This is a genomic window from Herbiconiux solani NBRC 106740 (genome assembly GCF_001571005.1).
Taxonomy (GTDB): domain Bacteria; phylum Actinomycetota; class Actinomycetes; order Actinomycetales; family Microbacteriaceae; genus Herbiconiux; species Herbiconiux solani.
On the sequence record NZ_BCST01000002.1, the window covers coordinates 477684 to 500405 of the forward strand.

Consider the following 22722-nt stretch of genomic DNA (forward strand, 5'->3'; position numbering starts at 1 on the left):
AAACACCGCCGCAACCGCGTGATACGGGTGAGGACCGGCCTACGCCCCGACGAGCTTCTCGGCCAGGTACCCGGTGAGCCGGTCGAGCGAGATGCGCTCCTGGCCCATCGAGTCGCGCTCGCGCACGGTCACCGCGTTGTCCTCGAGCGAGTCGAAGTCGACGGTGATGCAGAACGGGGTGCCGATCTCGTCCTGTCGACGGTAGCGGCGGCCGATGGCGCCGGCGTCGTCGAAGTCGACGTTCCAGTTCTTGCGCAGGTCGGCGGCGAGGGTCTTCGCCAGCGGCGAGAGGGCCTCGTTGCGCGACAGCGGCAGCACGGCGGCCTTGACCGGCGCGAGCCGCGGGTCGAGCTTCAGCACCGTGCGCTTGTCGACGCCGCCCTTGGTGTTGGGCGCCTCGTCCTCGTGGAACGCATCCACCAGGAACGCCATCAGCGACCGGGTCAAGCCGGCGGCCGGCTCGATGACGTACGGGGTCCAGCGCTCGTTGGTCGTCTGGTCGAAGTACGACAGGTCGGTGCCCGAGGCCTTCGAGTGGGTCGTCAGGTCGTAGTCGCCGCGGTTCGCGATGCCCTCGAGCTCGCCGAACTTGCTGCCCGTGAAGCCGAACTTGTACTCGATGTCGACCGTGCGCTTGGAGTAGTGCGACAGCTTCTCTTTGGGGTGCTCGAACAGTCGCAGGTTCTCGGGATCGATGCCGAGGTCGGTGTACCACTGGAAGCGCTGGTCGATCCAGTACTGGTGCCACTCCTCGTCCTCCCCGGGCTTGACGAAGAACTCCATCTCCATCTGCTCGAACTCGCGGGTACGGAAGATGAAGTTGCCGGGCGTGATCTCGTTGCGGAAGCTCTTGCCGATCTGGCCGATGCCGAACGGCGGCTTCTGGCGCGAGGAGTTGAGCACCGCGTTGAAGTCGACGAAGATGCCCTGCGCCGTCTCGGGGCGGAGGTAGGCCAGGCCGCTCTCGTCGTCGACGACGCCGAGGAAGGTCTTGAGCAGGCCCGAGAACTGGCGCGGCTCGGTCCACGAACCGGGCTGCCCGGTGTCGGGGTCGCGGATGTCGGCGAGGCCGTTCACCGGCGGGTGGCCGTGCTTCTCCTCGTACTGCTCGAGCAGGTGGTCGGCACGGTAGCGCTTGTGGGTGTGCAGCGACTCGACCAGCGGGTCCGAGAAGACCTCGACGTGGCCGGAGGCCTCCCAGACCTGGCGGGGCAGGATGACCGCGGAGTCGAGCCCGACGACGTTGTCGCGCGACTGCACCATGAACTTCCACCACTGGCGCTTGATGTTCTCCTTGAGCTCCACGCCCAGGGGCCCGTAGTCCCACGCCGACCTGGTTCCGCCGTAGATCTCCCCGGTCGGGAAGACGAAGCCCCGGCGCTTGGCGAGGGCGATGACGGAATCGAGACGTGAGGCAGGCATTGAGGCTCCGGTAACTCCACGCGGCCGGCTGCACGCGATGGGTCTGCACAATTCTATGGGGAGGGCCCGGCCGCATCCGCCGCATCCGGCTAGGGTCGAGCCATGGAGCCCGTGACCCTCACGTCCCTTCCCGTCGCGGGTATCGGACTGGCCGTCGTCGCGGCCGCCCTGCTCGCCCTCGGCAACGAACTGCAGTCGCGCGGTGTCGCAGCGGTCTCCTCGAAGGGGCTCGGGGCCAAGCAGCTCCGCAAGCTCGCGCTGAATAAGGTGTGGCTTCTCGGCACCGTCTCGTTCGTGCTGTCGATCATCATCCAGATCGCGAGCCTCTCCCTGGCGCCCCTGATCGTGGTGCAGCCGGTCGGGGTGGTGGCGCTCGTCTTCGCCGCGCTCGTGACGGCGATCACGACCAAGCGGATGCCCTCCAAGCGCGTGGTGCGCTCCATCCTGATCTGCGTCTCGGGCGTCGCGGTCTTCGTCGGGGTGGCCGCGGTGGTCTCGCACCAGTCGCCGATCGACGAGGTGCAGCTGATCACGATCCTGATCGTGCTGGGCGTGGTGCTGCTGGCGGTCGCGGGCGCCGTCCTGTTCTTCCACCGGCCCGGGCGACGGATGCCCCCCATCCTGTTCGTGATGTTCGGCGGCCTTCTGACCGGTTTCGTCGCGACCCTCGGCAAGACCGTGATCGTGCGGGTGCAGGTGGTGCTGAGCGACCGGCTGATGCTCGACTCGGCGACGGTGCTCACCGGGTTCTGCGTGCTCGCGATCCTCGTGGCCGGCGGCCTCTCCATCTACTTCGTGCAGCTCTCGCACACCACGAGCAACCCCGAGGTGGTGGTCGCGGGGCTCACGGTGATCGACCCGTTCGTCGCCGTCATCCTCGGCATCACGATCCTCGGCGAGGCTGCCGGGGCGCCGATCTGGGCGGTGCTGGTCTTCGTGGTCGCCGGGGCGGTGGCCGTCAGCGGCGTCTTCCTGCTGTCGCGGGCCCAGCGAAAGGATGCCGCCGAGGTCGGCGAGACACCGGGGACGGCGACGGGGTGAGCGAGGGGTCGGCAGCGGCGGGATCGGGTGACCGCGACGCGCGCGAGCGGCGGCGGGAGGCCGAGCGGTGGCTCCGCAGCGTCGGGCTGCCGTCGTTCGTGCAGCGCGGCGCACGGGCCGACGGCCTGGCCGACCGGGTGGTGCCATTCCTCGTCTTCGCGCTGGTCTCCAGCGTCGCCGCCTCCCTCCTCGGCACGGTCGACGTGCTCATCGACGACGACTCCCCCACGCTCGGAGCCCTGCTCGCCCTGCTGGTCGGCGTCGCCCTGCTGGCGGCGATCGCCGTGCCGATCCTGGCGGGCTGGCTGAGCGCGGTGCTGCTCCGGCGGCGCCCGGCCCTGCGTCTCCCGCTCGGCATCGCGGTGCCGGCCGCGTACATCCTGGTGTTCCCGGTCGTCGTGGCCATCGCCGGCGATCCGGCGTCGGCCGTCAGCCGTGCCATCGGGGCCGCGATCACCACGGGCATCGCGTACCTCCTCACCTGGCTCGGGGTCGGGGCGGTTCTCGCCTGGGCGGCCCGGGCGGCGCTCCGCCAGACGGCGGCCATCGGCGCCCTGGTCACGCGGGCGCTGCCCATCCTGATGCTCGTCATCGTGTTCGCGTTCTTCTCAGAACCGGTCTGGATGGTGACGAGCACCATGTCACCCGCGCGGCTGTTCGCGGTCGCCGTGTTCTTCGCGCTGCTCTGCCTCTTCTTCGTGCTGCCGATCAGCCGCTCCGAGATGAAGGAGCTCGACGAGGGGCTCGAATCGACCGACCACCTCGACCCGGAGGGCGCGGCGCCACGGCCCGGCCCGCCGCTCAGCCGGCCCGAGCGCCTCAACCTGCAGACCGTGCTGGTGTTCGCGCTGGGGCTGCAGACCGTGCTCTTCGCCGTGATCGTCTGCGCGTTCCTGGTGCTGCTCGGGATCTTCGCCTTCTCGGGCGAGGTACTCGAGGAGTGGGTCGGCGAGCGCCTCAGCACGGTCGTGGTGCTGGGCGTCGAGATCCCGTTCACCTGGGCGCTGGTGAAGACCGCGATCTTCCTCAGCTGCGTGTCGTCGCTCAACTTCCTGGTGTCGGTGACGACGAACTCGGCCTACCGGGTGGCGTTCTTCCACCCGCTGATCCGCGAGGCGCGGCGGGCGCTCGCGGTGCGGGCGCGGTACCTCGCCGGGGGTGACAAGGGGGTCGAGGCCGACGGCGCGGGTCAGGATGCGGGGCACCAGCGGGCAGGTCGCCACGGCCGCGATCCCGCCGCCGACGGTCGCGCCGAGCACGGCGACGAGGGCCCCGAGATGATCGAGCCCGGACCGGGTTCAGCGGGCTGACCCTCGTCTCAGGAGGCCTTCGACGTCTTCTTCGCCGCCGCGGGCTTCTTGGCGGCGGGCTTCTTCGCCGCGGTCTCCGTGGTCTTCTTCGGCGCGGGCTTCTTTTCGGCTGTCGTCTTGCTGCCGCCATCCGATCCCGACCCGCTGCCGCCCGACCGGCTCTTGTCGACCGACCGGCGCAGCGCCTCCATCAGGTCGAGCACCTCGCCGCCTTCGTCGCCCGAGCCCGGCTCACGGCCGAAGGTCTCGTCGGTGTCGACCGAGTCACCCTGGGCGAGCTTCGCGTCGATCAGGGTGCGCAGCTGCTCCTGGTAGTCATCGGTGAACTTCTCGGGCTCGAAGTCGGTGGCGAACTGGTCGACCAGCGACATCGCCATGTCGAGCTCCTGCGACGAGACCCGCGTCGGCTCGTCGAGCGAGGGGAACGCGGCCTCGCGCACCTCGTCGTCCCAGAGCAGCGACTGCAGCACGAGCACGTCACCCCGCACCCGCAGGGCGCCGAGGCGCGTCTTCTGCCGCAGCGCGAAGTGCACTATCGCCGTGCGGTCCGTGCTCTCGAGCGTCTTGCGCAGCAGCGCGTAGGCCTTCGGCGACTTCGAGTCGGGCTCGAGGTAGTAGCTCTTGTCGAGCATGATCGGGTCGATCTGCTCGCTCGGCACGAACTCGACCACCTCGATCTCGCGGCTGCGCTCCTCCGGCAGCGACGCCAGATCGTCTTTCGTGAGGATGACCGTGCGCTCGCCGTCGTCGTAGGCGCGGGCGATGTTCTCGTACTCGACGATCTTGCCGTCGATCTCGCAGCGACGCTGGTAACGGATGCGCCCGCCGTCCTTGTCGTGCACCTGGTGCAGCGAGATGTCGTGGTCCTCGGTGGCGCTGTAGACCTTCACGGGCACGTTGACGAGGCCGAAGGTGATGGCGCCCTTCCAGATCGATCTCATACCCAATTAGACCCCTGAACAGGGCCAAGATGAAAGCATGGCCGCGAAAGCAGCGAAGGGCGACGACCAGACCGTGACGGTCGGCGGGCACCGCCTGCGCATCACGAACCTCGACAAGATCCTCTACCCCGAGACGGGCACGACGAAGGCGGATGTCTTCCGCTACTACGCCGAGATCGCCCCGATCCTCCTCCCCCACTCCCGCAACCGGCCCGCGACCCGCAAGCGCTGGGTGCACGGCGTGGGCACCGCCGACGAGCCCGGGCAGGTCTTCTTCCAGAAGAACCTCGACGACGGCACGCCGGACTGGGTGCGGCGGGTCGACATCCAGCACTCCGACCACGTCAACGTCTACCCGCTCGTCAACGACGCAGCGACCCTGGCCTGGCTCGCCCAGATCGCGGCGCTCGAGCTGCACGTGCCGCAGTGGCGGGTGGATGCGCACGGCCGGCAGAAGAACCCGGACCGCTTCGTGATCGACCTCGACCCCGGCGAGGGCGCGGGGCTGCCCGAGTGCGTCGAGGTCGCGAAGCTGGCGAAGACGATCCTGGTCGGGATGGGGCTGGAACCGGTGCCGGTGACCAGCGGGAGCAAGGGCATCCACCTCTACGCGCCGCTCGACGGCACGCAGACCAGCGACCAGGTCTCGGAGGTGGCGCACGCACTCGCCCGGGCGCTCGAGGCCGATCACCCCGATCTCGTCGTGAGCGACATGAAGAAGACCAAGCGGGTCGGCAAGGTGCTGGTCGACTGGAGCCAGAACAACGGCAACAAGACGACGATCTGCCCGTATTCGCTGCGTGGGCGCTCCCGGCCCACCGTGGCGGTGCCGCGCACCTGGCGGGAGCTCGCGTCGAAAGACCTCCGGCAGCTCGAGCTCGACGAGGTGCTGGCGCGGATGAAGCGGCGGAGCGATCCGCTCGCCGAGAGCGCCGACGCCCCCGGGGCGCTGGAGGCGCCGGCGGGCGAGTGGCACTCGAACCGGGGGCCGGAGGACCAGCCGGATGCGCACCCGGCACCAGCATCCGGAGCCCGCGGCGGTTCTGGAGAACGTGACCGGCTCGAGGTCTACCGTTCGAAGCGCGATCAGGCGAAGACTCCGGAGCCCGTGCCCCGGGCGACGCCCGCGTCGACCGACGGGCGCTCGTTCGTGGTGCAGGAGCACCACGCACGGCGGTTGCATTGGGACTTCCGGCTCGAGCACGACGGCGTGCTGGTCTCGTGGGCGCTGCCGAAGGGGGTGCCGGACGACCCGCACCAGAACCATCTCGCGGTGATGACCGAGGATCACCCGCTCGAGTACGGCACCTTCGAAGGATCCATTCCCGCGGGGGAATATGGGGCGGGAACCATGACCATCTGGGACTACGGCACCTACGACCTCGAGAAGTGGCGCGATGGCAAGGAGATCATCGTCACGCTGCACGGGCAGCCGTCGGGCGGGCTGGGGGATGCACGGAAGGTCGTGCTCATCCATACCGGGCGGGGGGATCAGGAGAAGAACTGGCTGATCCATCGGATGGTGGCGGAGGACGGAGACGGGTCGTCGTCGTCTGGATCGTCGTCTTCGGCGAAGAAGGCTTCGTCCTCCTCCTCGAAGAAGGCCGCGTCCTCATCCACCTCGTCCTCGTCCTCCACGAAAGCGGCGGCCGCCTCGCTCGACAAGGCGTTCAAGCCCATGCTCGCGACGCTGGCCACCGGTGCAGGCGATCTCGACCCCGACAGCGAGTACGCGTTCGAGATGAAGTGGGACGGCATCCGGGCCCTCATCCGCATCGACCACGGCGAGGTCGCCCTGCGCACGCGCAACGGCAACGACGTGACCTCGGGCTACCCCGAGGTCACCGAGGCGCTCGCGCGGCTGTACCCCGATCGCTCGCTGGTGCTCGACGGCGAGATCGTGGCCCTGGATGCGCGGGGCCGGCCCAGCTTCAGCCGCCTGCAGCAGCGCATGGGCCTCTCCCGCCCGCGTGACGTCGAGGCCGCCATGGCGACCACGAAGGTCGACCTGATGGTCTTCGACCTGCTCGAGCTCGACGGGTCGTCGCTCGTCAAGGAGTCTTACGACGACCGCCGGGCGGCTCTGGAGGACGTGGTGCCGGCCGACGACGGCCCCATCCACCTGCCGCCCGCCTTCGAGGGCGACCTCGAGCACGCGATGACCGCGAGCCGCGAACTCGGCCTCGAGGGGGTCATGGCCAAGCGCCGTGACGCGCCCTACTCGCTCGGCCGTCGCTCGCGGGCCTGGCTCAAGCTCAAGCACCACGCGGCCCAGGAGGTCGTGATCGGCGGCTGGCGCCCGGGCAAGGGCCGCCGGGCGTCGCAGGTGGGGTCGTTGCTGATGGGGATCCCGGATGCCGACGGCACCCTGCGCTACGTCGGTCGTGTCGGCACCGGCTTCTCGGAGCGCGACCTCGCCGACCTCACGGCGCGGCTCGCGAAGCTCGAGCGCAAGACCTCCCCCTTCGCCGACGTGCCGGGGCCGGAGGCGCGCGACGCGGTCTGGGTGACGCCGAAGCTCGTGGGCGAGGTGGAGTTCGCGGAGTGGACGGGTACCGACCGCCTCCGCCAGCCCTCCTGGCGAGGCTGGCGCCCCGACAAGTCCCCCGCCGACGTCCGTCGCGAGTCCTGACCCGCCCTTGCGCCCACCGCTGCAGCCGCTATCCTCATTGAATGAGGTATTCTCGTCTTAGCGTCCCCGTCGTCGCCGGTCTGGTCATCGCGGCCACCATCGCCTCCCCGACCCCAGCTTCGGCGACGAACTTCCTCACGGCCACGATCACGATCACCTCCCCCACCCGCCCCGATCCCGCGCCGGTGGCAGTCGCGGTCGAGCAGAGCAGCGATCGCGCCTATGTCAGCAACACCTTCGACGGCACCGTGTCGGTCATCGACCTTCAGTCCAACACGGTCGCAACCACGATCCCGCACGGACCCACCAGCATCGGCGATGGTGCCTCCGCAATCGCCGTAGACGAGCCTCACCGCCAGGTCTATGTCGCGAACTACAATTCCCACACGGTCTCGGTGATCGACACCACGACGAATGCCGTCATCAAGGTCATCCCCTACGACAGCACTCGCGGAATCGGAAAAGGTCCGACGGGGATCGCCGTCGACAGCAATCTCTCCCGCGCCTACGTCGCCAACTTCATCGACGGCACCGTGTCCGTGATCGACACGTCGACGAACAGTGTGACGGCGGTGATTCCGCACGATTCACTGTCGGGGATCGGGAACTATCCCATCGATATCGCCATCGATGCCGGCTTGCATCGCGCGTACGTACCGAACCTCAACGACCATTCCGTCTCGGTCATCGACACCACGACCAACAGCGTCATCACCGTCATCCCTCACGACGTCGCCACGGGAATCGGGCTCAGTCCGCGCGGGATCGCAGTCGACTCCATCCGTCATCGCGCATTCATCGCGAACGAACGATCGGGGACGGTCTCGGTCGTCGACACGGTGACGAACCACGTAGTGGGAGTGATTCCGAACGACCGAACGAACGGTATCGGCGATGGCCCGGACGGCATCGCCGTCGATCCTGACGGACGGCAAGTCTGGGTGGCCACGGAATGGCAGATGACGGCGATCGACGCCGAGACCCTGCACGTGATTCGCGTCATCCCGAAGGAGGGGAGCTACTACGGCTCCGGGATCCAGTCGATCGGCGTGGATTCCGCGCGACGGCATGCCCTTGTCGTCGGGTTGAACTCGCAGACCGTGGCACTCATGGATTTGGACAGCACGGCGCCGCTGGTGCGGGTGAGTGGGGCGGATCGGTACGAGAGTTCGGCTCGGCTCTCCGCTGCGGAGTTCCCGGCCGGCGCCCCCGTCGCCTACGTGGCGTCCGGGGAGAACTTTCCCGATGCGCTTTCGGGTGGGGCCGTGGCCGGGAGTCGGGGTGCACCGCTGCTGCTCGTATCGAAGGAGAGCATCCCGGCCGCCGTCGGGGCGGAATTGACGAGGTTGCGGCCCGGCAGGATCGTCGTGCTCGGCGGGCCGGCATCGGTCAGCGACGGTGTCGTCGGCGCTCTCACTGCTTACGCTCCGGCGACACGCGTAGGAGGTGTCGACCGGTACGCCGTGTCGGCCGCGCTGTCAGCGCAAGCGTTCACGCCGGGTCCCCCGGCGGTCTACGTGGCGTCGGGCGAGAATTTCCCTGACGCTCTGGCCGGCGGCGCGGTCGCCGGACTTCGAGGGGCGCCGGTTCTGCTCGTGCAGCGGGATGCCATCCCCGCTGCCGTGCAGACCGAGCTCGCACGGCTGCGGCCGGGCAAGATCGTGATCCTCGGCGGCGTCAACACCGTCAGCGCCGGCGTTGAGGGCGTCCTCGGAACAGTCGCGCCCACTACTCGCGTTGCGGGCGTCGATCGCTATGACGGGTCGGCCGCGGTCTCCGCGAGCGCATTCCCTACCGGCAGCCGAACGGTGTTCATCGCTTCGGGCAACACGTTCCCGGACGCACTGTCAGGCGGGCCGGCCGCTGCGAGCAACAACGCCCCGATCCTGCTCGTGATGAGGGACGCCATTCCTGCGAGCGTGGCCACCGAACTCTCCCGGCTCCGGCCCACACGGATCGTCGTCCTGGGCGGAGCGAACTCGGTCTCGCCCGCCGTCTTCGATCAGCTCGGCGCCTTCCTCCTCTGATACCGGCTCACCGCCAAGCTCACCCACGGTGAGCCGATATGTCGTCGCCTCTTGCATTGGCGGAGGTAGTGAGTGTACGGTCACTCATATGGGCAAGGTGCTTTCTACTGCGGAGGTGAGACGGGAGACCGTGGTCGCCAGTGCGATCCGGGCGTTCTCGCGATCGGGGTACCTCGGCACGCCGATCGCCAAGGTCGCCGAGGAGGCGCGGATCTCGACGGCGTATGTCTTCAAGCTCTTCCCGGGCAAGGAGGCGCTCTTCGTCGCCGCACTCGAGCGGTGCTTCGAGCTCGTGCTCGAGGCGCTCGAAGCCGGAGCCGCCGGCGCGACCGAACAGACTCCCGAGGGCGTCCTCGACGCGATGGGGGATGCCTACGCCCATCTCATCGCCGACCGCGACCTCCTCATGCTGCAGGTGCACGCCCAGTCGGCCTCCGACGTGCCCGAGGTACGGCAGGCCTTGCAGCGCGGGCTCGCCCGCGTCACCGAGTTCGCGGCCAGCCGCTCGGGGGCCGACGACTCCTCCGTGCAGCGGTTCATCGCCTACGGCCAGCTCTGCCACCTCATCGTGACGGTCGGCGTCGAGAACATCGACTCCAACTGGGCACGACTTCTCAGCGAAGGCATCACGCACCCCGCCTGAGCGCCGAACAGCCGGGTCGGACCATCGACCCGGCTTTGCTTTCCGCACAAGGGTGACTGTACAGTCACTCACCAATCGAAAGGCCCACCATGTCCACCACCACCTCCGCTATGACCCCCACCACCCCGCCCCTCAGCCCGCACCGCTGGGCCGCACTCGTCGTGCTCGCCGTCGCCCAGTTCCTCGTCGTGCTCGACGCCTCCATCGTCAACATCGCACTCCCGTCGATCGGCTCGCAGCTGGGCCTGGACACCGCCCAGCTCAGCGGCGTCATCACCGCCTACGTGCTCCCCTTCGGCGGACTGCTGCTGCTCGGCGGACGACTCGCCGACCGGTTCGGGCACCGCCGGGTCTTCCTGATCGGCATCGCCGGCTTCATCGCCGCCTCGGCCCTCGCGGGGCTGGCACCGAACGGCGGCCTGCTGCTCGCGGCCCGCGCCCTGCAGGGAGCCTCCGCGGCACTGCTCGCCCCGGCATCCCTCGCCATCGTCACCCGCCTGTTCGTCACCCCCGCCGACCGCGCCAAGGCCCTTGGCGTCTGGGGCGCGGTCGCCGGCATCGGCAGCGCCGCCGGCGTCCTGCTCGGCGGGGTGCTCACGGCGGCCTTCGGCTGGCCCGCGATCTTCTTCGTCAACGTGCCGGCCGGGCTGTTCGTGCTCCTCGTCCTCCCCCGCCTCGTGCGCCGCGACCGGATGAACGCCACCGACACCGAGAACACCAACGCGAACGCCAACACCAGCAACAGCAACAGCACCAACACCACCCCCGCCAAGCTCGACCTCCCCGGCGCTGCTACCGTCACCGGAGGCCTCATCGCCCTGGTCGCCGGCCTCAGCGCCGCAGGCCAGGCCGGCTTCGGTTCCCCCCTCGTGATCGCCCTCTTCGCCGTCGCCGTCGCCCTCCTCACCGCCTTCGCGCTGATCGAACGCCGCAGCCCCGCGCCGCTGGTCGACCTGGCGATCTTCCGGCGCCCGGCCGTCACCGGCGGCAACCTCGCCATGCTCCTGATCGGGGCCGCCACCACCGCCACCTTCTTCGCCCTCTCCGTCTTCATGCAGGACGTGCTCGGCTTCGACGCCCTCACCTCCGGCCTGACGCAGCTCCCCCTCGCCGGCACCCTCGTCGTCGCGGCCGCCACGGTCCCGGCCCTGATGGCCCGGATCGGCGCCCGCCCCGTGCTCGTCGGCGCCCTGGTCGTGCTGGCTGCCGGCCTGATCTGGCTCTCGTTCGCCCCGGCCGGCGCCGGGTTCGTCAGCGACCTGCTCGCCCCGACCATCGTGATCGGCGCCGGGCTCGGCGCATCCTTCGTCGCGGTCACCGACCTCGCCGTGAGCGGCACCAGCGGGACGGATGCGGGACTCGCCAGCGGACTGGTCAACACCAGCCAGCAGATCGGCGGCGCCCTCGGACTCGCGGTGCTGTCGACGATCGCGGCTGCGGTCACGAGCGGAGCCCTCGGATCCGGAGCAGCCCCGGCCGTCGCCGCGACCTCGGGCTTCAGCGCCGTCTTCGTCGGAGGCGCGCTGGCCGCGCTGGTCGCCGCCACCCTCGTGCTCGCCATCCGCCCCGCCCGCGCCCGCCGCGCCTGACGCCCGCCCGAGCACGCGCCGCGCATCCCGCACCCGCCCCGCCCGCGCCCGCCGGGGCTGACGCCCCCGCCAGGTCCGACACCAGACCGAACGCCCCTGCACATCCGTGCGAAACCCTGGCTGCGCCCCCACCGCGGTGGTACTTTCGGCCAAAGACCACCGGCCATCCAATCGAGGAGGATCTCATGACCGAGAAGAAGGAACACGACGGACGCGGCGAGCGCGACGGCGAGTACACCGACACCGAGGCCGAGAACGTGGACGTGCCCGAGCCCGAGAGCGGCGAGTACACCGACAGCGTCATCCCCGGCGACGAGTAGTCGACCAGGGCGAACGAGCGCCGCACGCCCCCGGAATCACGGGGCGTGCGGCGCTTTTTCACGCCCCGGAAATCCTGCGGCGCAGAGCGGGAATAAATCCGCCGCCGCTCAACTTGACACGCGTTCGCGCGCGAGTAGTGTCGTCACTCGTGGTTAATGAAACCCGCTCAGCGAAACGCTGGTTGATCGGCGATCCGCTGCCGAGCGACAAGCTCGAGGGTCAGCTCCTCCCCAAGCGCCTGGCACTCCCGATCTTCGCGAGCGACCCGCTCTCCTCCGTGGCGTACGCCCCGCAGGAGCTGCTCATGATCCTGCTGATCGGCGGGCTCTCGTTCCTGACCTTCGCGCCGTGGGTCGCCGCAGCGGTCGTGCTGCTGCTCGTGGTGGTCGTGGCCAGCTACCGGCAGCTCGTGAAGGCCTACCCGAGCGGCGGCGGCGACTACGAGGTCGCCCATAAGAACCTCGGCGAGAAGGCGGGCCTGGTCGTCGCCTCGGCCCTGCTGGTCGACTACGTGCTGACGGTCGCCGTGTCGGTGGCCTCGGGCGTCGACAACATCATCTCCGCCCTCCCCGAGCTCAACCCGTGGCGGGTCGAGATCGCGGTGGGCTTCGTGATCATCCTGATGGCGGTCAACCTCCGCGGTGTCCGCGAGTCGAGCAAGGCCTTCGCCATCCCCACCTACGTCTTCGTCGCCAGCGTCGCCGCGATGATCGTGATCGGCCTGGTGCGCACGGCGTTCGGCGCCGCTCCCGTCGCCGAGTCGGCGGGCTTCGAGGTGCGGGCCGACCAGCTGACCCAGGCGGCGATGATCCTGCTGCTCCTGCGGGCGTTCTCGAGCGGATGCTCCGCCCTCACGGGCGTCGAGGCCATCTCGAACGGCGTGCCCGCGTTCCGCACCCCCAAGGTCCAGAACGCGCAGCGCACGCTCGTGCTCATGGGCGGCATCGCGATCTGCCTGTTCGCCGGCCTCACCGCCGTCGCACTGATCTCGGGCGTGCACTACGCCGAGGACGCCTGTCACCTGATCGGCTTCGCCGACTGCGCCACCACCCCGCAGCGGAGCCTGATGGCCCAGGTCGCGGCGGCGACCTTCGGCAACAACACGATCATGTTCTTCATCATCCAGGCCGCCACCGCGGCGGTGCTGCTGCTCGCGGCGAACACCGCGTTCAACGGCTTCCCGCTGCTCGGCTCGGTGCTGGCGAAGGACTCGTACGCCCCCAAGGCCATGCTGACCCGCGGCGACCGTCTCGTCTTCTCGAACGGCATGATCGTGCTGGCGCTCGCGGCGACCGCGATCCTGATCGTCTACCAGGCGAACCTGACCCAGCTCATCCAGCTCTACATCATCGGCGTCTTCGTCTCGTTCACGCTCGGCCAGACCGGCATGGTCAGGCACTGGCTCCGGATGCTCAAAGAGGGTTGCGCCGACCGGGGCGCGGTCGTGCGCTCCCTCGCCATCAACGCGGTGGGAGCCGTCTTCACCGCGATCGTGCTGATCGTAGTGACCATCACCAAGTTCACCCACGGCGCCTGGCTCGTGTTCGCGATCATGCCCGTGCTCTTCCTGCTCATGCTCGGCGTCAACCGCTACTACCGCGACGTCAACAAAGAGGTGGAGGTCGACCCGCACACCACCTTCGGCGCGACAGGCGACCACGCCATCGTGCTCGTGGGGCGGATGCAGAAGCCGGTGCTCAAGGCCCTCGACTACGCCATCGCCGCCCGGCACGACTCGATCGAGGCGGTGCACCTCTCGATCGACGAGGAGCAGACCAGCCAGCTCGAGGCCGACTGGCAGTCGATGAACATCGAGGTGCCGCTCAACATCATCGAGTCGCCCTACCGCGACGTGGCGGTGCCGCTGGCGAAGTACATCATGAAGCACCAGGCCGAGCACGGCGGCGAGGTCGTGACCGTCTACACGCCGATCTACATCGTGGGGCACTGGTGGGAGACGATCCTGCACAACCACAAGGCGCGCCGCATCCGCAAGAAGCTCATGCTCGTGCACGGCGTGACCATCGCGCTGGTGCCGTGGCTGCTCGACTCCTCCGAGCTGCTCTACGGCCGCCGTTCGCGCCCGCTGCCCGGTCAGGAGCGTCGCGGCGAGCCGGTGCGTCCGGTGCCGCGCCGCCCGCACTCGGGAGACCCCGTCGTGCAGAAGCGCGGACGAGGCTGAGCGCCCGCCGTCACCCTGCCCGGCGCACGGGGTCGACCGATGGCTGCGTGCTAAACTGACCCAAGTTTTCGTCGTTGTTCGTCTCATCCGGGTGGCACCGCCCCCGGCCCGATTCGTGAGGGGGTCTCGCATGGGGCGTGGCCGTCAAAAAGCCAAGCACACGAAGGTCGCACGCGAGCTGAAGTACTTCAGCCCCGACACGAACTATTCGGCGCTCGAGCGTGAACTCACGGGCAGCCAGCACGGCGAACCCGACTACTCGAAGTGGATCGACGACGACGAGGATGCGGACGCCGACGAGGCGTTCGAACCGACCGACGAGCAGAAGCGCGCCTGAGCCGAGCTTTCGAGCCCGCTAGACCGTCTCGTCGTTGTCGGAACCGTGTTCGCGGACGAGCTCGACCGTCACGGTGCGGGCACGACGGCGGCTGATGCGGTCGATCACGAGCGCCACGATCGCGCCCAGCGCGACGAAGATCGCGATGATGAACAGGGCCGTGAAGCCGATCACCTGGAGGCGACTGAATTCGCCCTGCTCGGGATACGCGAAGGTCACGATGAGCGTGAGCAGCAGGCCGATCGCCGCACCGACCGCCATGAAGCGGTAGTAGCGGGGCGCACGGCGGACCGACACCGGCCCGATCTGGCCGGGTGCCTGGTCGCCGTCGCGGGTGGGCGGGACGTCGGGGTGCGAACTCACGCCTCTATTGTCGCGCACTCGGCTGGGCATGGGGTGCGATCGGGACGCTTTGCGCGGCTCCGTTGTGGCGCGGTTCGCGCGATTCAGCGGTCGGGATGGTTCGCGCGGTTCAGCGGGCCAGGGGCACGACGGCCGAGAGATCGGCGCGCTGGCCGGAGGCGTGGATGCGGGCGGTCGCGCGACCCTCGGCCCAGCTGAGCCGGCCGGTGGCGAGCTCGAGCCAGGTGCGTGCATCCATCTCGACCACGTTCGGCGGGGTGCCCCGGGTGTGCCCCGGGCCCTCGATGCACTGCACGGCGCCGAACGGCGGCACCCGCACCTCGACCGAGTTGCCCTCGGCGGCGTCGGCGAGCCGCTGCAGCAGGTAGCGCACGGCGGTCGCACGGGTGTCCCGCGACGCCTGGTCGAAGTCGGCCGTGGCGGCGGCGACGGCCGCGGTGCCGTCGGCGTCGCCGATCCTCGCTTTTGCCATGGGTCCACGGTATCCCCCGCGGGCCGGGCAGCGGCAGTCGCCCGGTGGCAGCCCGGCGGCACGGGCGCCCCTCGGTAGGCTGGGGGCGTGAAGATCCTCGTACTCGGCTCGGGCGCACGTGAGCACGCCATCATCACCGCACTGCTGCGGGAGGAGGCGCACGAGATCGTGGCCGCTCCGGGCAACGCGGGCATCGCGGCAGTCGTGCCGACCGTCGCGCTCGACCCGGACGACCCGAAGGCGGTCGTCGAGTACGTGCAGGCCGAGGACGTGCAGTTCGTCGTGATCGGGCCCGAGGCCCCGCTCGTGGCCGGTGTGGCCGACGCGCTCCGCACCCGCGGCATCCCCGTCTTCGGACCGGGCCGGCAGGCCGCCGCGCTCGAGGGCAGCAAGACCTTCGCGAAACGCATCATGGATGCCGCGGGCGTGCCGACGGGTGGCGCGACGACCGCGGGCACGCTGGCCGAGGCATCCGCTGCTCTGGCGCGGTTCGGCGCCCCCTACGTGGTGAAGGCCGATGGGCTGGCCGCCGGCAAGGGCGTGTTGGTGACGAGCGACCTCGAAGCCGCGACCGCGCACGCCGCGCACTGGCTGCAGCACGGCGACGTGCTGATCGAGGAGTTCCTCGACGGCGAGGAGGTGTCGCTGTTCCTCCTCAGCGACGGGCACTCGGTCGCCCCGCTGTCACCGGCGCAGGACTACAAGCGGCTGCTCGACGGCGATCTCGGCCCGAACACGGGCGGCATGGGCGCGTACTCGCCGCTGCCGTGGCTCGACGAGCGGTTCGGCAGCGAGCAGGCCTTCGTCGACGAGGTGATCGAGACGATCGCGCTGCCCACCGTGCGGCAGCTCGCGAGCGAGGACACGCCCTTCATCGGCCTGCTCTACTGCGGACTGATCCTGACCCCGAAGGGCATCCGGGTGATCGAGTTCAACGCGCGCTTCGGCGACCCCGAGACGCAGGTCGTGCTGCCGCGGCTCGTCACGCCGCTGAGCGGCCTGCTCTTCGCGGCCGCGACGGGCACGCTCGGCGACGTGCCCCGGCCGGTGTTCTCGGACGAGGTCGCCGTGACGGTCGTGCTGGCGAGCGAGAACTACCCGGGCTCGCCCGTGACCGGTCGCGTGATCACCGGGCTCGGGGTCGACGAGTGGGCCGGCGGGGTCGGTGAGGTCGGCGGGACCGGAACCGGGGTCGAGGGCGTGAGCGTGCTGCACGCGGCGACCGACCGGGACGAGTCCGGCGACCGGCCGGTGCTGCGGGCGACCGGGGGGCGCGTGCTCAACGTCGTCGCCGTGGCTCCGACGTTCGGGCAGGCGCGGGATCGGGCGTACGGGGTGCTGGAGTCGATCGGGCTCGAGGGCGGGCAGTACCGGCGGGACATCGCGGAGCGGGTCGCGGGGGGTTCGGGGGCTGGGTCGGAATCCGTCTCGGGTTCGGCTTCCGGGTCGGGCTCTGGTTCGGATGCCGGGTCGGGCTCTGGTTCGGATGCCGGGTCGGGCTCGGGTGCCGACGGGGTCGATGACTCCGGGTCGGCGGAGCTGCCCGGCTGGCGGCACCTCTACAGCGGCAAGGTCCGCGACCTCTACGTGCCCGCCGACACCCCCGCAGGTGCCGAGCCGGCCGCGCTCCTCGTTGTCGCGAGCGACCGGGTGAGCGCGTTCGACCACGTGCTCGAGCCCGGCATCCACGGCAAGGGCGAGCTGCTCACGCGGCTCAGCCGGTGGTGGTTCCACCAGCTCACCGGCGTGCCGAACCACCTCGTGTCCGGGGCATCCGTCTCGCAGGGCCTGCCCGGCATCCCGGACGAGCTCGCCGGGCGGGCGATGGTGGTCAAGGCGCTCGAGATGTTCCCGATCGAGTGCGTCGTGCGCGGCTACCTCTCGGGCAGCGGGTGGAAGGAGTACCAGGCGACCCAGAGCGTCTGCGGCATCGCGCTGCCTGCCGGCCTCCGCGACGGCGACCGCCTACCCGAGCCGATCTACACCCCGGCCTACAAGGCGCCGATGGGCGAGCACGACGAGAACATCAGCTTCGAGCGCACGGTCGAGCTGGTCGGTCAGGCAGACGCCGAGGCGCTGCGCGACCTGTCGCTGGCGATCTACCGCCGCGCATCCACGATCGCCGAGGCGCGCGGCGTCATCCTCGCCGACACGAAGTTCGAGTTCGGCCGCGACCCCGAGACCGGCGAGATCACGCTCGCCGACGAGGTGCTGACGAGCGATTCGAGCCGGTACTGGGATGCCGCGGCCTACGACTCGGGTGAGCGCACAGCGAGCTTCGACAAGCAGATCGTGCGCAACTGGCTCGCCGCGAACTGGGACCAGGACGGCACTCCGCCGACGCTGCCCGCGGAGATCGTGGAGCGGACGGTGCTGCGGTACCGGGAGCTGCTGGAGCGGCTGACCGGGGAGTAGTACTCCAGTGACGGGTGTCGGGGGTGCCGCGTAGGGTCTGACCATGAACGTGATTCTGGTCGCAGGATTCTGGTTGAAGGGCTCGTCGTGGAACGACGTCGTGCCCGCACTCCGCGATGCGGGGCACACCGTGCACACACCGACCCTCGAAGGCCTCGCCTCGGTCGACGACGACCGCAGGGCGGTGACCCTGGCCTCTCAGACCGCCGAGATCGTGGCCCTGATCGACTCGATCCCGGCGGCGGAGCAGATCGTGCTGGTCGGTCATTCGGGTGGCGGGTCGATCATCCACGGTGCGGTCGACGCACGGCCGGCTCGCGTCGTGCGGGCGGTCTATGTCGACAGCTGGCCCACCGCCGACGGGGTCGCGGTGAACCTCGAGCTGCCGGCGGAGGGGGCGGATGTGCCGCTGCCGCGCTGGGACGGGTTCGGCGAGGCCGATCTGCGCGAGCTGACGGATGATCTGCGGGCGTGGTTCCGGTCGATCGCGGTGCCCGAGCCGGTGCGGGTGGCGAGGGATCCGCAGCGGCTGCACGATCCGGCGCGCTTCGAGGTGCCGGTGACGCTGATCGCGACGACGTTCACCGAGGAGGAGCTGCAGGGGTATCTCGATTCGGGCGACGAGCACTTCGCCGAGTTCCCGCACCTGCGCTCGGTGACGGTCGTCGAGTTGCCGACCGGGCACTGGCCGCAGTTCACCCGGCCCCGCGAGTTGGCCGCGGCCATCCTGGAGGCGATCTCGGGCTGAGTTCTTCTGAATCCGTGCCGGGCGAGGGCTGAGCGGCTGGCGGGTGCGCGCCGTCGGGCGGGGGTCAGGCCGGGGCGTCGATCGCCGTCGCCACGACCCGGGCCATGGGCTTTCGGATCATGTGGTCGCTGACGTTGACGACGTGGGTGGTGACGTTGCGCATCTTCTCGATCACCTTGAGGTTGCCCGGCACCAGGAACTGATCGAGGCGTCCGTAGATGACGTCGATCGGCACGTCGACGCCCGCGAGGTCGCTGACGACGGTCTGCGACTCGATGCAGTGCTGGAGGGACTTCACGAACGGATCCCAGTTCTGCTCGGTGATCTCCATCACGTGCTCGACCGGCAGCAGCCGCGACACCACAGCCGCGGTCGCGGTCGTGAACTGCTTGTTGCCGCGGAAGTACTGGTACGCCTGGAGGTACCCCTGCACCCGGCTGCGCACGCGGGGGTCGCCGATCTCCTGGGGCGAGAGGTACACCGGCGGGCTGACGAGCACGAGCTTGGTGACGTGGGATCCGTGGGTCGCGGTGTAGCGGGTGCCGATCAGGCACCCGAGCGAGTGGCCGACGAGCACGAACGGGCGGTCGAGGTGCAGCGAGCGGATGGTGTGCGCGATCGCCGCGACGTGCTCCTCGAGCGTGTACTCGGCGCCCTCGGGCTGGGGCGAGCCGCCGAAGCCGAGCAGGTCGATCGCGATCACGCGGTGGGTCTTCTCGATCAGCGGGATGACGTAGAAGAACGTCGCCGACGAGGAGGCGATGCCGTGCAGCATCACGACGATCGGTCGGTCGTCGTGGTCGGCGGCTCCGGACCCGCGTGCGCCGAACAGGCCCAGCGGATGCGGGGCCGGGGTGTCGGATCCCGCGCCGACGCCGGTGCCGGTGCCGGTGCCGGTGTCGACGGCGACGTGGAGCAGCGGGGCCTTGGGGTCGCGGAGACCCTCGATCACGTCGTCGAAGAGAGCCATCACCCCACTCTGCCGTCTGCCGCCGCCCGTGGATAGCCCGAGGCGGCGCCGGTTCAGCCCTGCGTGGCCGCCCACTCGGCGACGCGGCGGGCGCCCTCCTCGGGCGAGAGGTCTTCCACGCGGGTCATGATGCTCCAGCGCACCCCGAAGGGGTCGATGACCGACGCGAAGCGGTCGCCCGAGACGAAGGTCGCGGGCCGCTCGCGGACCGTCGCTCCCCCTGCCTCGGCGGCGGCCGTCGCGGCATCCACGTCGGGCAGGTAGATCGCCAGCGAGAACGAGTGCCCACCCGCGGCGGCGGATGCGGCGGCCGCGCCGACGAGGCCGTAGTCGTCGAGCGGGTCGCTGAGGGTGAGCATCCCGGCGCCGAGGTCGAGCACGGCGTGGGCGATCAGCTCGCCGCCGTCGGCCGCCGGGAAGCGGGTGACGTCGACCACCCGCGCGCCGAAGACGTCGCGGTAGAAGTCGATCGCGGCGACCGCGGGCGCGACGACGAGGTGCGGGGTCAGCGAGGTGGAGCCGTGCGGCATGCCGTTCGTCGTGTGCGCGCCGGTGGCGGCGCGGGTGGGGGTGGCTGAGGGTGCGCTTTCGGTGGTCATGCGGTCATGCTAGGACGAGCATCCGGCGGCCGTCTTGTACGAATGCGACACGCATCCGAGAACCCGGAGGAGCAGGATGAGCGACATCGAATCCGCACCCGACATCGGATCCGCACCCGAGTCGAAGGGGCATCTCAACCCGGGCGACTCGGGGGTGCGGTTCGATCGGTTCGAGCTGGGTCCGGGGCTCGAGGAGCTGGTGCGGCACGTGTGGGTGGCGCGGTGGAGCATCCCGGCCGGCGAGATCAGGCCGCAGCGCGTGCTCGGGTACCCCGCCTTCAACGCGGTCGTGCGGCCGGAAGGGGCGGCGCTGGCCGGGCCGGATCCGCGGTTGTTCGTGGAGCCGCTCCGCGGGACGTCGTGGGTGGTCGGGGTGCTCTTCCGTCCCGCGGCCGGGGCAGCGCTGACGACGACACCCGCGAAGGCGCTCGTCTCGACCTCCGAGCCGCTGCCCGGTGCTCCGACGGCCCGGATCGCCGACGCCACCGGCGAGATAGGGTCGTGGCGGGAGTTGGTGGCGGCGCTGCGGTCGTGGTTGCTGCCCGTGGCCGACCGAGTGGATGAACGGGGCCGGCTGCTCAACACGGTGTGCGACCTCGCCGAGAACGACCCCGAGCTGTTGCGGGCCGCCGACCTGGCCGACCGCGCCGGGCTGACGTTGCGCTCGCTGGAGCGGCTGGTCGGTGAGCGACTGGGCGTCAGTCCGAAGTGGCTGATCGAGTGCCGCCGGCTGCAGGAGGCGGCCACCACCCTGTTCGCGCATCCGGAGACCGACCTCAGCGACCTCGCCGCCCGGGTGGGCTACGCCGACTACCCACACTTCTCGCGCCGGTACGCACTCTTCCTCGGCGAGACCCCCGAGGCGGCCCGCCGCGCCGCCCGCGCCGCGCGCTGACGGCCGGTCCGCCCGAGCCGCCCGCACCTCGCGCTGACGGCCCAGCCGGCCGCACCACCGGTCGGAGATCCATCGCCCTAATGGCTAGTCACCGGACGAGGCCGCCACCACGATCCGCGCAGCCCGCACCACACGGTGATGGCCATGCCGGCCGCACCGACCGGCCGGCGAGAGGGCGCCCCGCGGGCTAGCTGCCGGTGGGTGCCGCCGCGGCTGCCGCCGCCACGACACGGGCCGCCTCGCGCTCGGCGCGCTCGTTGCGCACGCCCGCCCGCGAGCCCGCGAGCTTCGCCGCGATGTGCTCGCCGACCGTGACCGGCTCGTAGAGGTTCGGGCGGTCGACCGAGATGCACGAGGGCAGCGTCTCGATCAGCGCATCGAAGTCGCCGTCGTGGAAGTACGCGGCCGACCGGCGCCGCTCGATCGTGCCGTCGATGATGGGCGGCTTCACGCGGTGGAGTGTCGACATCCACCGTTCGTTGGTCCACCGCGCGGTCACGTCGCCGAGGTTGATCAGCAGCGCGTCGTCGGCGGGCGAGACGTCGTGCCAGCCGCCGTCGGCGCCGAGCACCTGCAGGCCCTTCACCTGATCCGCCCAGAGCACGGTCACGATGCCGTAGTCGGTGTGCTCGCCCATGCCGGTGAGGTCGCCGTCGAGGTCGACCGTTCCGGGCGGGAGGGCGTAGTTGTTCATGCGCAGCACGTCGAGCGAGTGTCCGGTATAGGCGTCGAAGAAGCCGGCGGGCAAGCCCAGGGCGTCGGCGAAGATCTCGGTCATCGTGTTCGCGACCCGGCGGGCCTCGGCGAAGTAGGCGGCGACGCGGGGTTCGAAGCCGGGTGCCGCATCCGGAGCCGACGGCCACACGTTCTCGGCGTAGTGCACCGGATCGAGCTCGACGCCCGGGTAGTCGGCCTGCGAGGCGCCGACGTTGAAGGCCTCGAAGAAGTCGTTCATCCGGCTGGCGGATTCGACGCCGAGGCTGAGGCTCAAGCTCTCGGACTTCGGCGGCGCGTAGCCGCGGTTGATGCCGGGCGGCGTGCGGTAGCGCTTCTTCGTGTCGAGGTCGAGTCCGAAGAACTCGTCCATCGCGGCTGCGAGACCGTCGGTGGTCTGTCGCGGGATGCCGTGCCCGAGGATCTGGATGAACCCCACCTCGGTGCATGCCGCGTCGATCGCCTCGGCGACCGCGGCCTTCTCATCGGCGGTGCCGCCCGAGACGTAGGGCGTGATGTCGACTGCGGGAACCTGGAATGTCATGACTACTCCTTGAGAACAAAGGGGATGGCCACTCGACGTGTCTCTGTTTTGGCTCTCCGGCGGGCGAGGCCGCCGATGGAGGTTTCCGTTGAACGAAAGTGTTTCCACGACAGTAATAGGGCCGCGTTACGACGATGTAACGCGGCCCTCAGAAGGTGCGGTGCGGATCAGTGCTCGTTGTACGTGCCCTCGACGAGGATCTCAGAGGTCTCGTTGTAGCGGTACTGGGCCGTGGGCGGGCCCTCGGAGCCGTCGGAGTCGGACGCCTTGAGGTAGACGAGCTGGCCTTCGCTGTAGGGGAGGACGAGCTCGTCGGGGGCTCCGTCGTCGAGCGGGATGGTCTGGCCGTCGAGGGGGCCGCCGGACAGGTGCGCGAGAGCTGGTGTTGTCATGCTGCAAGGGTACCCGGATGGGGCGGGGGTGGTGGGTGCGGGGCCGGCGACGGGCGGATGCGGGGGTCGGCGACGTGTGGATGCTCGGGTCGGCTGCGGGCGGATGCGGGGGTCGGCGGGGCTCCGTCGCAGGGCCTGGCGACGGGCCTGGGCTGGTGATTGCCA

Annotated in this window: 20 protein-coding genes and 1 pseudogene; 13 read left to right on the top strand and 8 right to left on the bottom strand. The window is 70.1% G+C overall.

Features of this window, described 5'->3' with window-relative positions; translation table 11 throughout:
• Nucleotides 1-39 precede the first annotated feature (39 nt).
• Entirely contained in the window at nt 40-1422 is a 1383-nt protein-coding gene (locus tag HSO01S_RS05420) for a glycine--tRNA ligase (protein WP_066039533.1), read from the bottom strand.
• Between the two features lie 102 nt (nt 1423-1524).
• Between HSO01S_RS05420 and HSO01S_RS05425 the strand changes: the two genes are divergently transcribed.
• Nucleotides 1525-2463: a DMT family transporter gene (locus tag HSO01S_RS05425; protein ID WP_066039534.1), complete on the top strand. Its 939-nt coding sequence runs from the start codon at nt 1525-1527 to the stop codon at nt 2461-2463.
• Nucleotides 2460-3773 (top strand): hypothetical protein, encoded by a 1314-nt coding sequence (locus HSO01S_RS05430; protein ID WP_066039535.1) that lies wholly within the window; start codon nt 2460-2462, stop codon nt 3771-3773. Before HSO01S_RS05425 ends, HSO01S_RS05430 begins: the two co-directional genes overlap by 4 nt.
• 8 nt (nt 3774-3781) lie before the next feature.
• Here the strand turns inward: HSO01S_RS05430 and ku are convergent, their stop codons facing one another.
• Nucleotides 3782-4714, bottom strand: coding sequence for a non-homologous end joining protein Ku (gene ku, locus HSO01S_RS05435; RefSeq protein ID WP_066039536.1), 933 nt, complete (start codon nt 4712-4714; stop codon nt 3782-3784).
• Nucleotides 4715-4751: 37 nt separating this feature from the next.
• On the opposite strand from ku, the gene HSO01S_RS05440 reads away from it, so the two are divergent.
• The 7 genes from HSO01S_RS05440 (at nt 4752) to HSO01S_RS05465 (ending at nt 14445) form a co-directional block, all read left to right on the top strand.
• Nucleotides 4752-7346 carry an ATP-dependent DNA ligase gene (locus tag HSO01S_RS05440; RefSeq protein WP_066039537.1) on the top strand — a complete coding sequence of 865 codons (2595 nt, stop codon included), beginning with the start codon at nt 4752-4754 and terminating at the stop codon, nt 7344-7346.
• Nucleotides 7347-7531: 185 nt separating this feature from the next.
• On the top strand, nt 7532-9373 hold the full coding sequence (locus tag HSO01S_RS05445) for a cell wall-binding repeat-containing protein (RefSeq protein ID WP_066039538.1): 1842 nt from the start codon (nt 7532-7534) through the stop codon (nt 9371-9373).
• Between the two features lie 115 nt (nt 9374-9488).
• Nucleotides 9489-10016: a TetR/AcrR family transcriptional regulator gene (locus tag HSO01S_RS05450; protein WP_245635897.1), complete on the top strand. Its 528-nt coding sequence runs from the start codon at nt 9489-9491 to the stop codon at nt 10014-10016.
• A gap of 89 nt (nt 10017-10105) precedes the next feature.
• Nucleotides 10106-11605, top strand: a complete 1500-nt coding sequence (locus HSO01S_RS05455) for an MFS transporter (RefSeq protein ID WP_066039540.1) — start codon at nt 10106-10108, stop codon at nt 11603-11605.
• Nucleotides 11606-11790: 185 nt separating this feature from the next.
• On the top strand, nt 11791-11925 hold the full coding sequence (locus tag HSO01S_RS19590; protein WP_281177808.1) for a hypothetical protein: 135 nt from the start codon (nt 11791-11793) through the stop codon (nt 11923-11925).
• Between the two features lie 149 nt (nt 11926-12074).
• Nucleotides 12075-14108: an APC family permease gene (locus HSO01S_RS05460; protein ID WP_245635898.1), complete on the top strand. Its 2034-nt coding sequence runs from the start codon at nt 12075-12077 to the stop codon at nt 14106-14108.
• A gap of 130 nt (nt 14109-14238) precedes the next feature.
• Nucleotides 14239-14445: a DUF3073 domain-containing protein gene (locus HSO01S_RS05465; RefSeq protein WP_066039542.1), complete on the top strand. Its 207-nt coding sequence runs from the start codon at nt 14239-14241 to the stop codon at nt 14443-14445.
• Between the two features lie 18 nt (nt 14446-14463).
• On the opposite strand, the gene HSO01S_RS05470 is transcribed toward HSO01S_RS05465, so the two are convergent.
• Together HSO01S_RS05470 and HSO01S_RS05475 are read right to left on the bottom strand one after the other, a co-directional pair.
• Entirely contained in the window at nt 14464-14808 is a 345-nt protein-coding gene (locus HSO01S_RS05470; RefSeq protein WP_066039543.1) for a hypothetical protein, read from the bottom strand.
• A 109-nt stretch (nt 14809-14917) separates the two neighbouring features.
• Complete coding sequence (locus HSO01S_RS05475; RefSeq protein ID WP_066039544.1) at nt 14918-15280, bottom strand: sterol carrier family protein; 363 nt, start codon at nt 15278-15280, stop codon at nt 14918-14920.
• An 87-nt stretch (nt 15281-15367) separates the two neighbouring features.
• On the opposite strand from HSO01S_RS05475, the pseudogene purD reads away from it, so the two are divergent.
• From purD to HSO01S_RS05485, 3 genes and pseudogenes are all read left to right on the top strand, one after another.
• Nucleotides 15368-16681: pseudogene (gene purD, locus HSO01S_RS19720) on the top strand (phosphoribosylamine--glycine ligase); the annotation flags it as partial.
• A 138-nt stretch (nt 16682-16819) separates the two neighbouring features.
• Complete coding sequence (locus HSO01S_RS19725; RefSeq protein ID WP_373280207.1) at nt 16820-17695, top strand: phosphoribosylaminoimidazolesuccinocarboxamide synthase; 876 nt, start codon at nt 16820-16822, stop codon at nt 17693-17695.
• A gap of 43 nt (nt 17696-17738) precedes the next feature.
• Entirely contained in the window at nt 17739-18443 is a 705-nt protein-coding gene (locus HSO01S_RS05485) for an alpha/beta fold hydrolase (protein ID WP_066039546.1), read from the top strand.
• Nucleotides 18444-18507: 64 nt separating this feature from the next.
• Here the strand turns inward: HSO01S_RS05485 and HSO01S_RS05490 are convergent, their stop codons facing one another.
• Both HSO01S_RS05490 and HSO01S_RS05495 read right to left on the bottom strand, forming a co-directional pair.
• Nucleotides 18508-19413: an alpha/beta fold hydrolase gene (locus HSO01S_RS05490; RefSeq protein WP_084361334.1), complete on the bottom strand. Its 906-nt coding sequence runs from the start codon at nt 19411-19413 to the stop codon at nt 18508-18510.
• 53 nt (nt 19414-19466) lie between these two features.
• Nucleotides 19467-20012: a VOC family protein gene (locus HSO01S_RS05495; protein WP_066039547.1), complete on the bottom strand. Its 546-nt coding sequence runs from the start codon at nt 20010-20012 to the stop codon at nt 19467-19469.
• 76 nt (nt 20013-20088) lie between these two features.
• Between HSO01S_RS05495 and HSO01S_RS05500 the strand changes: the two genes are divergently transcribed.
• Nucleotides 20089-20907 carry an AraC family transcriptional regulator gene (locus HSO01S_RS05500; protein WP_066039548.1) on the top strand — a complete coding sequence of 273 codons (819 nt, stop codon included), beginning with the start codon at nt 20089-20091 and terminating at the stop codon, nt 20905-20907.
• 187 nt (nt 20908-21094) lie between these two features.
• On the opposite strand, the gene HSO01S_RS05505 is transcribed toward HSO01S_RS05500, so the two are convergent.
• Complete coding sequence (locus HSO01S_RS05505) at nt 21095-22165, bottom strand: isopenicillin N synthase family dioxygenase (protein WP_066039549.1); 1071 nt, start codon at nt 22163-22165, stop codon at nt 21095-21097.
• Between the two features lie 167 nt (nt 22166-22332).
• Nucleotides 22333-22557: a hypothetical protein gene (locus HSO01S_RS05510; RefSeq protein WP_066039550.1), complete on the bottom strand. Its 225-nt coding sequence runs from the start codon at nt 22555-22557 to the stop codon at nt 22333-22335.
• Nucleotides 22558-22722 lie beyond the last annotated feature (165 nt).

What these genes read in the sequence shown, in the direction of transcription:
- HSO01S_RS05475 (WP_066039544.1), bottom strand. Translation starts at nt 15,280, where the DNA reads ATGGCAAAAGCGAGGATCGGCGACGCCGACGGCACCGCGGCCGTCGCC.
- HSO01S_RS05500 (WP_066039548.1), top strand. Translation starts at nt 20,089, where the DNA reads ATGAGCGACATCGAATCCGCACCCGACATCGGATCCGCACCCGAGTCG.
- HSO01S_RS05440 (WP_066039537.1), top strand. Translation starts at nt 4,752, where the DNA reads ATGGCCGCGAAAGCAGCGAAGGGCGACGACCAGACCGTGACGGTCGGC.
- ku (WP_066039536.1), bottom strand. Translation starts at nt 4,714, where the DNA reads ATGAGATCGATCTGGAAGGGCGCCATCACCTTCGGCCTCGTCAACGTG.
- HSO01S_RS05510 (WP_066039550.1), bottom strand. Translation starts at nt 22,557, where the DNA reads ATGACAACACCAGCTCTCGCGCACCTGTCCGGCGGCCCCCTCGACGGC.
- HSO01S_RS05505 (WP_066039549.1), bottom strand. Translation starts at nt 22,165, where the DNA reads ATGACATTCCAGGTTCCCGCAGTCGACATCACGCCCTACGTCTCGGGC.
- HSO01S_RS05425 (WP_066039534.1), top strand. Translation starts at nt 1,525, where the DNA reads ATGGAGCCCGTGACCCTCACGTCCCTTCCCGTCGCGGGTATCGGACTG.
- HSO01S_RS05465 (WP_066039542.1), top strand. Translation starts at nt 14,239, where the DNA reads ATGGGGCGTGGCCGTCAAAAAGCCAAGCACACGAAGGTCGCACGCGAG.
- HSO01S_RS05455 (WP_066039540.1), top strand. Translation starts at nt 10,106, where the DNA reads ATGTCCACCACCACCTCCGCTATGACCCCCACCACCCCGCCCCTCAGC.
- HSO01S_RS19590 (WP_281177808.1), top strand. Translation starts at nt 11,791, where the DNA reads ATGACCGAGAAGAAGGAACACGACGGACGCGGCGAGCGCGACGGCGAG.
- HSO01S_RS05490 (WP_084361334.1), bottom strand. Translation starts at nt 19,413, where the DNA reads ATGGCTCTCTTCGACGACGTGATCGAGGGTCTCCGCGACCCCAAGGCC.
- HSO01S_RS05420 (WP_066039533.1), bottom strand. Translation starts at nt 1,422, where the DNA reads ATGCCTGCCTCACGTCTCGATTCCGTCATCGCCCTCGCCAAGCGCCGG.
- HSO01S_RS05495 (WP_066039547.1), bottom strand. Translation starts at nt 20,012, where the DNA reads ATGACCACCGAAAGCGCACCCTCAGCCACCCCCACCCGCGCCGCCACC.
- HSO01S_RS05485 (WP_066039546.1), top strand. Translation starts at nt 17,739, where the DNA reads ATGAACGTGATTCTGGTCGCAGGATTCTGGTTGAAGGGCTCGTCGTGG.